The 13,287-nt window shown below is 50.2% G+C and carries 9 protein-coding genes; 8 read left to right on the top strand and 1 reads right to left on the bottom strand.

What is annotated here, in order from left to right; genetic code table 11:
• Nucleotides 1–23 precede the first annotated feature (23 nt).
• From PQU98_RS10240 to PQU98_RS10205, 8 genes are all read left to right on the top strand, one after another.
• Nucleotides 24–1,847: a glycosyltransferase family 2 protein gene (locus PQU98_RS10240; protein ID WP_272744845.1), complete on the top strand. Its 1,824-nt coding sequence runs from the start codon at nucleotides 24–26 to the stop codon at nucleotides 1,845–1,847.
• 36 nt (nucleotides 1,848–1,883) lie between these two features.
• A complete protein-coding gene (rfbC, locus tag PQU98_RS10235) occupies nucleotides 1,884–2,495 on the top strand; it encodes a dTDP-4-dehydrorhamnose 3,5-epimerase (RefSeq protein ID WP_368408153.1) in 612 nt (203 codons plus the stop codon).
• A 2-nt stretch (nucleotides 2,496–2,497) separates the two neighbouring features.
• Complete coding sequence (gene rfbB, locus PQU98_RS10230) at nucleotides 2,498–3,562, top strand: dTDP-glucose 4,6-dehydratase (protein ID WP_368408157.1); 1,065 nt, start codon at nucleotides 2,498–2,500, stop codon at nucleotides 3,560–3,562.
• 2 nt (nucleotides 3,563–3,564) lie between these two features.
• A complete protein-coding gene (gene rfbD / locus PQU98_RS10225) occupies nucleotides 3,565–4,482 on the top strand; it encodes a dTDP-4-dehydrorhamnose reductase (protein WP_272744843.1) in 918 nt (305 codons plus the stop codon).
• Nucleotides 4,479–5,363 (top strand): glucose-1-phosphate thymidylyltransferase RfbA, encoded by an 885-nt coding sequence (gene rfbA / locus PQU98_RS10220; protein ID WP_272744842.1) that lies wholly within the window; start codon nucleotides 4,479–4,481, stop codon nucleotides 5,361–5,363. The genes rfbD and rfbA overlap by 4 nt, the downstream gene beginning before the upstream one ends.
• A 413-nt stretch (nucleotides 5,364–5,776) precedes the next feature.
• The gene (locus PQU98_RS10215; protein ID WP_272744841.1) at nucleotides 5,777–6,694 is read left to right on the top strand and encodes an NAD-dependent epimerase/dehydratase family protein; all 918 of its coding nucleotides are present in this window, start codon (nucleotides 5,777–5,779) and stop codon (nucleotides 6,692–6,694) included.
• A 74-nt stretch (nucleotides 6,695–6,768) separates the two neighbouring features.
• Nucleotides 6,769–10,818: a glycosyltransferase family 4 protein gene (locus PQU98_RS10210; RefSeq protein ID WP_272744840.1), complete on the top strand. Its 4,050-nt coding sequence runs from the start codon at nucleotides 6,769–6,771 to the stop codon at nucleotides 10,816–10,818.
• Entirely contained in the window at nucleotides 10,815–11,690 is an 876-nt protein-coding gene (locus PQU98_RS10205) for a glycosyltransferase family 2 protein (protein ID WP_272744839.1), read from the top strand. Before PQU98_RS10210 ends, PQU98_RS10205 begins: the two co-directional genes overlap by 4 nt.
• A 252-nt stretch (nucleotides 11,691–11,942) precedes the next feature.
• Here PQU98_RS10205 and PQU98_RS10200 read toward each other — a convergent pair whose 3' ends face one another.
• Complete coding sequence (locus PQU98_RS10200) at nucleotides 11,943–13,112, bottom strand: class I SAM-dependent methyltransferase (protein WP_272744838.1); 1,170 nt, start codon at nucleotides 13,110–13,112, stop codon at nucleotides 11,943–11,945.
• Between the last annotated feature and the right edge of the window lie 175 nt (nucleotides 13,113–13,287).

Raw genomic sequence — 13,287 nt, 5'->3', positions numbered from 1 at the left:
AACCGCATAGTTTATGGATTGCCATGCCGCCCGCGATTAATCTGCTTCAAAACGCTTCCGTAACCGAAGAGGGGGCCAAAGAGGAGGCCAGACCGGTCGATGCCGGCATCAAAGTCATCACGCCGTGGGGGCAATATAAACTGCCACAGGTGACCTTAAAGCCCGGATGGTATGAATTCACGGTCACCGGGCCGTCGCCCCTGACGTTACAGCTCTATGAGCCTGAACATTTTCGGCTGATAGAGTTGCAGGCCACTCAGGATGAGCCGGCCTATCTGCGATTATCGGGCGGTGTCTATGATCCGGCCGTTATCGCGGGTGGGCGACCGGGGATATATGCTTTTGAAGCCGCGAGTTTTCAGGTTTTACCGCAATGGCGGCGGTTCGGTTTGCTGGCCGGACGGCTGCTTCAGGCGCTGCGTCAGGGTATGTCATTGGGGCGTATTACGGCCCTTATCCGGCTGGCCTTGGCGAAGAACAAAACCTATGGCCTGCGGGCACAGGCAAAGGTCGAGACCGATCATCTTGGGCCCCATGCGCGTTATGATCTGGCGCAGCGCGAGATAAGGCCTGATCCGTCACGGTATGCTGATCGGTTGGCTGCGTTGGTGCCGGGGCCGGTGTTTTTGATTGAAGGCCATACGCCGGACGGTCTGGATAGCCAGATATATCCGCATTTCACGCGGGATGCGGCTCAGGCCCATGATGCGGTTGTGGTGCTGGGTGAAGGCGATCGCCTGACGCCGGATGCCTTAATGCTGTTTGCCGAGGCCTTGGCGGCTGATCCGTCAAAGACACTGTTTCTGGCCGATAAATGGGTCGGGGATGTGCCGACCGCCCATGTGGCGTGGGATCCCATTCTTTATAATGGCGGCCTGCCGACGCCCTATGTTTATCGCGCGGGTGCCCATCAGCCTCTGATGCGGTTTGATAATCAAGGCGATTGCGCTATTGTCAGCGTGCCAGTGGCGTCTACGAACATGGATGAATTTTACAGGGAGTTTCCCCGTCCGATGGATATGTGCGCGAACAGTCAACCGGCGTGCAGCATAATCATCCCAACCCGTGACCGCGCCGATTTGTTGTCGGCATGTCTAGCCGGGCTGTTTGAGAACACACCTTGGCCGCATGAGGTTATTGTGGTCGATAATGGCTCAGTTCAGTTAGAGACGTTTGCTCTCTTCAAGGAATATGGCGGAAAAGGCCTACGGATTATCCGGGCGGATATTGACTTTAACTTCTCAACCCTGTGTAACCTCGGTGCCGAAGCTGCAATATATGATTACCTTGTTTTCTTAAATAACGACGTTGTTTTGCATCAGCCCGATTGGCTGGAACGGCTGATGGAACTTGCGATCATGCCAGAGGCTGGCGCTGTGGGGGCGAAGCTATTATACGGTGATGGTCGGTTGCAGCATGGGGGGGTGATGCTGGGGCTTACGCAGTTGTGCGGTCATCTATGGCGGGGGGCCGGCACGGATGAGCAGGGTGACGAGCCGCGATTGAAATATAGTTCTTTGCGTTCAGCAGTTACGGGAGCCTGCCTGTGTGTTTCCAAAGAAAAGTTTAAAAAGGTTGGCGCTTTCGATGAGGTGGCATTTCCAGTGACTTTGAATGATGTTGACCTTTGTCGAAAATTTGAAGAACGGGGATGGTACAATATCTTTAGTGCAAAGGCTGTGCTGTATCATCTTGAAGGAGAGAGCCGCGGCGATGATGATAGCGCTGGAAAAACATTCCGTCGCGGCCTAGAGCTTTTGCAATTTTCTCAACGGTGGGGTGTGAGAGGAGACTTGTTTTTTCCTGTCGTTTTTAGCCGTAAAACAGAGACTTGCCAGTTTAAATAGGTTGTGTGTAGGGGGTATTCAGTTCACTCGGAGTCGTTGAAGTTCGAATCGGTTTCTGTTGATGTTCAACGTGGGTTAAGGATATTTCCGTTGCAATCTAAATTTTTCGATGTTCCGGGCCCAGCCTTAATCACTCCCAACCGGATCGGCGATCATCGTGGCTATTTTGTGGAAGCGTTCAAAGCTGATTGGTTTCGCGAGAACGTCGAAGATGTGACGTTCGTCCAGGATAACCAATCCATGTCAGCTCAGGTTGGCACGATTCGCGGCCTTCATTATCAGTCTGCACCATTTGGCCAGGGTAAGTTGGTGCGGGTGCTCAAGGGCGCTATCTTTGATGTTACCGTCGATATACGTAAAGATTCGCCGACTTTTGGCCAATGGATCGGGGCAAACCTGACTGCTGAAGGTGGCGAACAACTTTGGGTGCCTGATGGCTTCGCCCATGGCTTTTGCATACTGGAGCCCAATACTGAAGTCTTCTATAAGGTCACTAACCCATATAGCCGCGAACACGATAAGGGGGTGGCCTTCGATGATCCTGAGATCGGGATTGAATGGCCCATCGATTTGGCTGAGGCCGTGCTATCAGACAAGGACAAGGTTCAGCCGAAGCTGGCTGATCTGAACGGAGGTATCGAGATATGACGTTGAGGGTTCTAGTCACGGGGGGCGCGGGCTTTATCGGATCTGCCGTCGTGCGTTATTTGGTCTCTGAAGTTCATGCGGAGGTTTTAAATATTGATAACCTGACTTATGCGGGTAATTTGGAATCTTTGGCGCCTGTTGAAGGCTCGCCGCTCTATAACTTTGCTAAGGTTGATATTTGCGACTATGAAGCTGTGGCTTTAACTATCGCCGACTTCAAGCCAGACCATATCATGCATCTCGCGGCTGAGAGCCACGTCGATCGATCAATCACGGGCGCCAGAGATTTTGTCGAGACTAATGTGATCGGCACCTTCAACATGCTGGAGGCCGCTCGCAAGTTCTTACTTTCGCTTGAAGGAGATCAAAAGGCGAATTTCCGATTCTTGCATGTCTCGACCGATGAGGTTTATGGATCGTTGGGTGAAGACGGTCTCTTTGAAGAGGCAACGCCGTATGATCCGTCATCGCCTTATTCGGCGTCAAAGGCTGCGTCCGATCACTTGGCCAAGGCTTGGCACCGCACTTATGGCTTGCCGGTTGTTGTGTCCAACTGCTCTAACAACTATGGGCCTTACCATTTTCCGGAGAAGCTTATCCCGCTTAACATCCTCAATGCCATGGAAGGCAAAGCTTTGCCGGTTTACGGTGATGGCTCCAACATTCGCGACTGGCTCTTTGTTGAGGACCACGCCCGCGCGCTTCACCTGATTTGCTCTAAGGGCCGCTTAGGTGATACTTATAATGTTGGTGGTCGCAATGAGCGCAGGAATATCGATGTGGTTAAGCGTATCTGCGCCGTCATGGACGAGTTGCGTCCCCAAAACGCGCCCCACGACAAACTGATTACTTTTGTCACCGATCGCCCAGGCCACGATTATCGCTATGCGATCAATGCAACCAAGCTTGAAACGGAGCTCGGCTGGAAGGCGCAGGAAAATTTCGATACCGGCATTGAAAAGACGGTGCGCTGGTATCTCGATAATGAAGCCTGGTGGCGTCCTCTGCGCGGTGACGTCTATACCGGAGAGCGGCTGGGCGTCCTTGTGTCCGAGACAAAGGTCTGAGCATGCGTATCCTGGTGACGGGTAAAAAGGGGCAGGTGGCGACGGCCTTAAAGGTCATTGGGGCTGAAACGGGTGTGGAAATTCTCACCTTTGGGCGGCCAGAAGGTGACCTTGCAAACCCACAGTCTCTTGAAGCACCAATTGTAGCCATCGAACCGGATGTCATTATCTCATCCGCTGCCTATACGGCTGTTGATAAAGCTGAGTCTGAAGCTGAACTGGCTGAGGCCGTCAATGTTAAGGGGCCGGGCGAGCTTGCGCGCATCGCCAACCAACTCGACATTCCCATTTTGCATCTGTCGACCGACTATGTCTTCGATGGTGAAAAATCAGACCCTTATGTTGAGACGGATAAGACAAACCCGGTTGGCATTTATGGCAAGACCAAGCTTGAGGGAGAGTTGGCAATCGCCAAAGCAACCCCCAACCATGTCATCTTGCGCACTGCCTGGGTTTATTCCCCCTATGGCAACAACTTCGTCAAGACCATGCTACGCCTTGGTGAAACGCGTGAGAGTCTCGATGTAGTGGTCGATCAGCGCGGATGCCCGACGTCCGCTCTTGAAATCGCCAGGGGGCTAGTCGAGGTCGCCAAGACCGTTACCCGAAGCGATGATTTGACACTTCGCGGCATCTTCAATCTGACAGGTCAGGGCGAAGCCACATGGGCTGAGTTCGCTACGGTTATCTTTGATGAAGCGCATAGGCGCGGACGCAAGCTTGTCCATGTCAACTCTATTTCGTCGACTGAATATCCAACGCCTGCGAAACGGCCCAAAAACTCTCGTTTGAGTGGAGAAAAATTATTTAAAACCTATAGCGTCAGGTTGGCGCCGTGGCAGACTTCTCTGGAGGAATGTCTTGACGCTTTAATCGCCCAGCCTGACAAAAAGCGATTTATTAAAGGCAAACAATTATGAAGGGTATTATCCTTGCCGGCGGATCCGGCACCCGGCTCCATCCGATGACTATTGGCGTCTCCAAGCAAATGATGCCGATCTATGATAAGCCGATGATTTATTATCCGCTCTCGACCCTGATGATGGCGGGGATCCGTGACATCCTGATCATCTCAACCCCTCACGACCTGCCTCTGTTTCAGAAACTTCTGGGGGATGGTCAGAAGTGGGGCATCTCGCTGAGCTATGCGGAGCAGCCTTCGCCGGACGGTCTGGCCCAAGCATATATGATTGGCGCCGACTTTGTCGGTTCAGAGCCGTCATGCCTGATCTTGGGCGACAACATTTATTACGGCGCCAACTTGCCGGTCTTCGTTGAGAACGCGGCAAAACTGACATCTGGAGCCAGTGTCTTCGCCTACCAGGTCTCCGATCCTGAACGCTACGGTGTGGTCGAGTTTGACGCCAATATGAAGGCGCTTTCGGTTGAAGAAAAACCACTTCAGCCAAAATCCAACTGGGCGATTACGGGGCTTTATTTCTACGATCACCATGTGGTGGATATCGCAGCCAATATTAAACCCTCGGCGCGGGGCGAATATGAGATCACCGATGTCAACCGTGTCTATCTCGAAAAGGGCGAACTCACGGTTCAGCCTATCGGGCGGGGTTATGCTTGGCTCGATACCGGCACACCCGATAGCCTCCTTGATGCCGCAGAATTCGTACGTGTCCTTGAAAAACGTCAGGGTTTCAAAATCGCTTGCCCCGAAGAAATTGCCTGGCGGAAAGGTTTTATCAATAGTCAACAGCTTAACGCATTGGCTGATTGCTTTGGCAAAAGCGACTATGGACGATATTTACGACAATGTCTTGCCGAACGCAGTGGAGCCAAATATTGATTGCAGTAAAACTGCAATAATCATAAGTGGGTTCTTATATCAACCATCAGTTCCCACTTAAACACCGGTTTTCAAAAGCTGTTCGTAAACAATATGATGTGCGTCCATTCGGCGTTAGCGCTACATTTAGGAGTTTGAAGCTAGCTCCTTAAGCCTTCCCAATCCGGCACTTGAGCTTCTCCCGGACGTACTACCTCATTCGGAACCTGCAGGGAATGGCGTCGAGGCTTTCGGTGATATCTTCTCAAGCTTGGAAGCCGAGCACGGTAACAGCAGCACAGGCTGTCCGAAACGCCGCGAGCGCGCTTTCGGTGGATGTGCATGAACTGGCTCTAATTGCAACTTGCCGTGAATGGAAATAGTAACTAAGAATTTTAGAAACAAGCTTCAAGACAGCCGGATGCACAATAATTATGTATGTACTTCTGGTCGGGGGAACCGGCTTCATCGGACGGCATTTGACCAAAGCTTTGCAAAGCAACGGACACAAGGTCCGCATACTGTCACGATCAGTTTCTCACGCAAAATTATCGGAGGAGGCAGAATATTTTTGCGGAGATCTGCTTGATGTGGATGGGCTTTGCGGTGCGCTGAGCGGTATAGACGTGTGTGTGCATGCGGCGACGTCGACAATTCCGTCAACTGCGGCAGACAATATTGAATTCGATATTTCCACTAATCTTTTGGGCTCAATAAATCTTATGCGCGCCTGCGTTACCCAAGGTGTTAAGCGTCTAGTATTTTTGTCTTCCGGTGGGACGATATATGGTGTTCCGAAGTATCATCCTATCAGTGAAGATCATCCGACGGATCCAATAAGTGCGTATGGTATAGTTAAGCTTTCCATAGAGAAATATTTGGAATACTTTAATCATTCTTACGGTTTGGACTATGCCGTAACGCGTCTTTCAAATCCATATGGAACCGGGCAGGCGCTCAATCGACAACAGGGTATTATTCCCATTTTTATCAATAGGGTTCTTAACGGACTGCCCCTGGAAGTGTTCGGAGATGGCGAGGCCGTGCGGGATTATATTTATATTGACGATGCTGTGGGCGGCGTTCTTACGCTGATAGAAGGGGCGGCACCGCATAAAATTTACAATATAGGGTCCGGCGTTGGCTCCTCAATTAACGACATAATTACTGCAATAAATGCTGCGACGGGGTTGACGGCAAAGGTGTCTTATCGCCCCGCACGCGCATTCGACGTTAATATAAATATTCTAGATTGTCGGCGCGCCAAGATCGATCTTGGCTGGCAGGCAAGTGAGTCTTTAAGCGAGGGAATTCTTAAACTCGCAAAATGGTATCAAAGCCACTATCCATGACACATTCAGTATCTCAACGCCTTTGGTGCATTTCGTCTGCAAACCTGAACCTCAGACTCTGCTAAGATAATAATATGTATGGACTGAACTTTCTTCCTATCGCAACTCGACAACGACTTCGAACGCTTCGTAGCAAGGTGCGCGATACGATTAAAAAGCTGCGTACGAAATTTACCCGTTCAAATCTGTCGTACTGGGAAGCCATCTGCGAACGTCAGGCGACCAAAGCTGAAGCCTTCCTGCAGCTATTGAACCAAAAGGCAGGCGTCCCTACTGGCATGGACGAATATCAGCTTCTGTGCTGCATGTTTAGCCCCAGTTATTACAGCGACCAACTTGGGATGCGCCGTACCCGCAATGAAGCCATTTTTGAGCATTTTCTAGGTGCGGGATTGACTAGAGATGTATCTCCGTCTCCCTTCTTCGATGTTGAATACTACCGTTCGATCGTTGCAGACGTTCCCACTGATGAGTCTTCGATTCTACACTGGCTCCGGGAGGGGCGATCAAAGCAGGTTGTTCCGACAAAATGGTTCGATACAGAATTTTATCTCGAGCAATACCCCGATGTGAAGGCGTCGGGTATACCGGCATTTGAACACTTTGTCCGCCATGGTCTTGCCGAAGATCGTCGGGCGCTGAGCTGGTTCGATCCGGTCAAATACAAATGGTTCCAAGCAAAAAGTAGCGAGCCCCTCTATCAAGCATTCCTTGCCGATGGGTTGAGCTTATTCAAACCCTTTAGTAAAATTTCCGGAATACCGGAATGTGAAGTGTTGTCCAATATCGCAGATGTCTATCTTCCGCTCCAGCATGAATTTGAAGCGAATGACTTTGTTAAATTTTGGAACTCGTTTTCAGAGTCCCACTATAGATTAAAGGGCCGCTTCGATTCCAGCTCGAGTAAAAAGCAACTGGCACTACATTTCCTCAGCGAAGGCGTGTGGCGGAATCTTTCTCCATCGCCTGATTTCTCGCCGGAAATCTACTCTACTGCCTTGGCTAGCGGAGACCCTCAAATCCAGCCAGTGTATTGGTATTGGCTAACGGAAGGTCGGTACGGCAAAAAGGCCGACAAAACTGTTCGGAGTAAGGTCCGGGTTTTTCGTAACGCTATCGAAACGACTAATACGACTTACTTTAAATCTCCCGCGCTAAAACGGCTAGATGAACAGCAGCGAGCAATTCTTGAGAATTTGTTTCAACCGGATTTCTACGCTCGGCATGCAAACCTACCGATTACGCGCTCCCCGACTGATCTCTACGATCACTTCCTTTCTACAGGCTTAACGGCGAATACGCCGTTTTCACCTCTGTTCAATGACGACACGTACCGTCAACGTGCGGCTCAAGCTGGAATTGTGGATGTCGCAGACGGTGAGCCTGCCGTGTTGCATTGGTTATTCCACGGGGTAGAGAAGCAGATCGTTCCGACAACCCTTTTTTCTAACGATTACTATTTTTCCACCAATCGTGACCTTGCCAAAGGAAGTCTGTTCGGTTTCGAGCATTTTATTTTGCATGGTCAATTTGAAGGTCGCGAAGCTGCAGCATGGCTGGACAGAAAATGGTATAGTCCAGAAGATTCCCGACACAACCTGATCTTTTTCTTTTGCCATCACCTGTGGGAAGGATTTACGCCAAACGCTGCCTTGGAGACTCTCCGACCGCACCTCGGCGAGCATATCAAGTCGTTGCGCTTGTATGAGAAATGCATCGCGCCACTATATGATCGATATGGAAATATTTCTGCAGAAGATTTTAATATTCTAGGTCATTCCGCTGTACCATTTTACTATACGAAAAAGGATGAAGCGAAGTCGGATTTGCTCATTGACTTTCTCTGCGAGGGTATGTGGCAGGGCAGGCCGTCCAATCCGTTATTTTCTCACAAATACTATCGCGAGGCTTTAGTTGCAAAGGCCTTGGAGGTGCCAATAAGCGGTCCCTTATTCCTTCATTGGCTTTTCGTCGGACGTCGTAAAAATATAATTCCGACTGCGCTTTTCGATGAAGCCTGCTACCGAAACTGTAACGGCGATCTGATAGACGCAGCTTTCCCGTTGTTTGAGCACTTTTATTTACATGGTGTATATGAAAACCGTGTTGCAAACCCTCTATTCGATCCTCATTGGTATCGCTATCAGGCCAAGGACCATTATGCGATCGATGAGATGCCTCTTCTGCTCCATTACGCGGCTTTCAATGAGCAAACAAACTTTACGCCTTGTAGGATGGTTGCATGCCTTGCACACGATCCAGCCGAGGTGACTATCGCGCTCTACGAAAATCTTCTTGTTTGTCTTCGACCGCTGACGCGTGAGTATGGAATTGCGGCGGTGCAGTTTGCAATTTCGCTTTTTGTCCCCGACATGAATGCAATAGAATCTTCTGAGACGACAACTGCATTTAAAACGGAAACGGCTTTCGACCAGTTCAAGGCCCATATCGAGAACGTGATTTCAGGTGGATATTATTCGAGCGCGCTTTTCGATCCAGACTACTATGGCCGCGCAGCTAAACTCAAGAAGGGTACAAAGGGTCTGCTTCAGCATTTTTTGCGTGTAGGGATTTTAGAAGAGATTCAACCTGCGCCATTATTTGATGCAAAGGCTTATCTGGCAGCTTACAGCGACATAAATGAAGCGAATATCTGGCCCTACCTGCACTTTGTGCTGTACGGAATTTATGAGGGCCGGTCTCCAAACCAGAGCTGTATGCTGGCTTTAGCTCCAGGCTTTTCAGAAACGGACCTGCCAGCCTTTGTAATCCATTGGCACCGATTCTGGCGTAATTACGCTCGGCTTACAGTTACGGTTGATGGTGTTGCGACGATGGTGTCGCTTAAAGAGCGGATAGATAGTGTACTAAAATCGGCTGTTTTTTCGGATGTTATTGCCCGAGCACAGTTTCATGATCCAGAAATCGGTCAGCCTAAGCTCTACAATGAGATAATTTTGGCACCGTTACACGATCAGATGGGCTTCCTGCAGACTGCATTGCAGAGCCGCTTCTCACAACTGCACTACGATAATATCATTTGCGTTCCCTGGATTCGGATGGGAGGCGCTGATCTAGTCGCTTGCTTGCTGGCGCAAAGCCTGAAGGAAGTCTATCCGAATGAGCGCAATCTGATACTTCGTGTCGATTATCCCAACTTTGAACGTCCCGACTGGCTTCCGGACAATGTCGACATTGTCGATATCTCGGATATAATTCAGGGGCAGTCTCCCTCAGCCGCGGAGCTTCTCCTTTACGGTGCGCTGACAGGCTTAACGCCTAAGCGAGTTTTCAATATAAATAGTCGTTTGACGTGGACGACGCTGCGGCGATTTGGGCGGCGTCTTTCACTGCAAACCAAACTGTACGCCTATCTATTTTGCTGGGACATGGCCAATGGGGTGCGCGCCGGGTATCCAAGTGAATTCTATCCGACCACAGCGGCATATCTCACCGGTTTGTTCACGGATACGGCTTATCTCAAGAATGAACTCATACGGATGTTTGCGCCGCCAGTCGAATATGGCAACCGGATATATCCTTTGCATACTCCAATTCGCGGTAAACCGCCTGAAATGGTTATCACCGACGAGGTTCACAATGTTCGTCCAAAGGTTTTGTGGGCAGCTCGTTTGGATCCGCAGAAACGTTTTGATCTCGTTCTGAAAGTCGCTAAGGCGATGCCTCATGTAGATTTCGAATGCTGGGGAGCGGCAGTGCTTGAGAGAGAGGCGCCTGATATGAGGCGGGCACCTAAAAATCTCAGACTTAATCCTCCTTTTAAGAGCTACGATGAGCTTCCGTTGGAGCATTGCGATGTATGGCTCTTTACTGCGGAGTGGGAGGGGTTGCCCACCATACTTATTGAGCTAGGCGCTCGTGGCATGCCTATAGTAGCAAGCGCCGTTGGTGGTGTGCCTGAACTCATTAATTTAGAATCGGGTTGGCTCATCGAGGACATAGAAGACATTTCTGCATATGTGTCGGCTATTGATGAGGCGATCGGCGATAGATCCTTACGCAATGGGAAGTGTAAGTTGCTGTACGAGCGTACCCAAGACCGCCATTCACGCGCCCAGTACATCACCACGCTGAAAGCTGCCTTAGAGAAGGCCTCGACATGACGAATATTACCGCTATTATTACAGGACATCGCGAGGGGTTCCTCGCAGGCCCCGCTGTCGCAAGTTTTGAAGAGACTGTAACCTTTGCGCGCAAAGCGGGCTTGACGGTCGATACGTTGGTAATACTTGATAAGCCCGATACACTCACTCGGCAGTTCTTCGAGAATTTTGCACGGGCCAGTCATGAACTAATCTTAACGACGGGAGGTGACCCCGGCCTTACCCGCAATGCTGGTGTGGATGCAGCGAAGGGAGATTACATTGCCTTCCTCGACGCTGATGATATGTGGAGCTTTAACTGGCTAACTGAAGCTTTCCGCTTTTGCGAGGCTGAAGTGGACGACACAATCGCACATTCCGAACTCAATGTTGTCTTTGGCGCTGGCGGTCAGTTGTGGTTTCACGCCGATTCAAAAGCTGAAGACTTTAATGTATCTTACCAGCGAATTGCGAATTATTGGGATGCCATGTCGTTTGGACTGCGTAGAATATACAAGGAGATTCCATTTGAGAGGAATGCTCTTTCTGAAGGCTTTGGTCATGAAGACTGGCATTGGAATAACCTTACCCTTGAGAAAGGTATAGCGCATCGACCGGTCCCCGGAACAGTGCATTTCAAACGCCGCCGTCCCGGCTCCCAGATGGCTCAGGTCGATAAGAGCGACTCTTTCGTGCGCACTTCAGAATTATCGGATTTCCGTTGGAAAGTGCCAGCGAGTCGCTCCAAGGCTGGGGCGTCGAGTCATGCAGTTTGTGGGATAGAAGCCGAAAATATGGTCGAGGAGAAGCGAAGCTCCTCAAAATCCTCAAGCTCACCCCGGAATAACTCACGCAAAACGGCTGCCTGGAGTGCACAGAAGGTATCTGAATGACGTGAGGAGATTTCATCATAGCTCGCGGTCTTGTCGCTCCTTTCAAGGTCGGACGCTTGCCTGCCGCTACCGTCCTTTTCCCCAAAGTGACCTGAAATAGCGTAAGCCCGACATTAGCTTAGCCAAGTCGGACTCAATTGGGGATCCAAAGTCGGTCTCGAGGCTTGCTTTCGAGAGGCCATAGACTATTTCCGGGCTTACTTTGCCGGATGAGTCATTTAAAAGACCTCTAAGTTATTGAGAAAAGACAGCTTATTTACGGATAGCGCAGACTACACACCACTCTGAAGTCTCCGGCGGTGCTGTAACACGCACTTCACCAAATTGCCTAAGCCTGAAGGGCTCCTTAAGGGCGCCGCCAGCATTTTGTGACCAGGCACTCTCCACCGAAAAGCCAGTTCGCTCAATCAGATTGTAGAAGCTTTGCCAATAAAATATGTGGTGGTGGTCGGGATTAGGATCCTTACCTGACTCATCAACCCATACATTAGGAACGCTGGCCACCAGTTTCCCCCCAGGGCGGAGTATGCGATGAAACTCTCGCAACAGAGTGTCGCAGTCTATGACGTGCTCAATGGTTTCGAAACTCGCGACTACATCAATGCTCTCGTTCTCAATAAATGGCATTTGCTCCGCGCCGCTACATACAATTCTGTCATTGGGATGAATGAGATGAAGCGCTGACCCGATGCGGTAGGAGAAATCTGAAATATCGACGCCCGTAATGTTTTCAGGGTCACTAAGTGTTCGGATTATCTCAACCCCGTAACCCATGCCGCAAGCTGCATCTACAACCTTATCTCCCGTTGAGACAAAGCATGACGCGAATACATAGCGAATTGTATGCGCATCCGCCCTACGGTTTCCTTCCAGCAACATATCCATGTGTAAATCCCGTTCTTTCCTGACTTCAGAAACGGGCCACTGTTGCAAGGAGGCTTCAGAACGGGCGCGTAAAATGGCGACGAACAAAGGTCCACAATCCAGACGATTGTAGTCGGAAAGCTGTGCGCAATCTGCTGGATGTCTGGCGTAGCCAAGGTCGATAATATGATCTTGCAGAACGGTTCTTTCATCACCGTATAAGTTTAAGTGGGCGTCAGGTGATTGATAGGTGCCTATCAGGGCAACATTCTCCGGACGATGAGTCTCAATATGCATAGTCACAAGCCTTTGAAGCTCGGGGAGATCACGCGCAGGGAGAAACAAAATATGTGTCAGGGCGGGAGCGGAGCCAGGATCGAGTGTAGGATTTGTATATGTTCCGCAATTTAATTCCAAACGCGCATCTATGATTACCGGTGTAAAAATACCGCCGACGGATGCAAATGCCGTGATATGTGAGCCATCCCCGGCGAGTCTGGCCAGACCGAAATGGCCGGTTACGTGATGCAGATAATCCATATCGTGATGTTTGGTCATGCCCTGCTCCTCGACGCATTTTGAGGTGAAATATCATTAATCCGGGATAAGGCAAGGCTTGCTGCCCAGTCGATTGCGTAAATGAGAATATATCTGAATGTGGTATGGCTACCTTCGGGCCATTCGACGCGGAGCCACCCTTTATTCCTGGGTTTGGCGAGGTTGCAATTTGCCG

Source organism: Asticcacaulis machinosus, assembly GCF_028550435.1.
GTDB classification, from domain to species: Bacteria; Pseudomonadota; Alphaproteobacteria; order Caulobacterales; family Caulobacteraceae; genus Asticcacaulis; species Asticcacaulis machinosus.
Note: the sequence above shows the minus strand (reverse complement) of the source record. Positions and strands in the feature narration are given on the sequence as shown.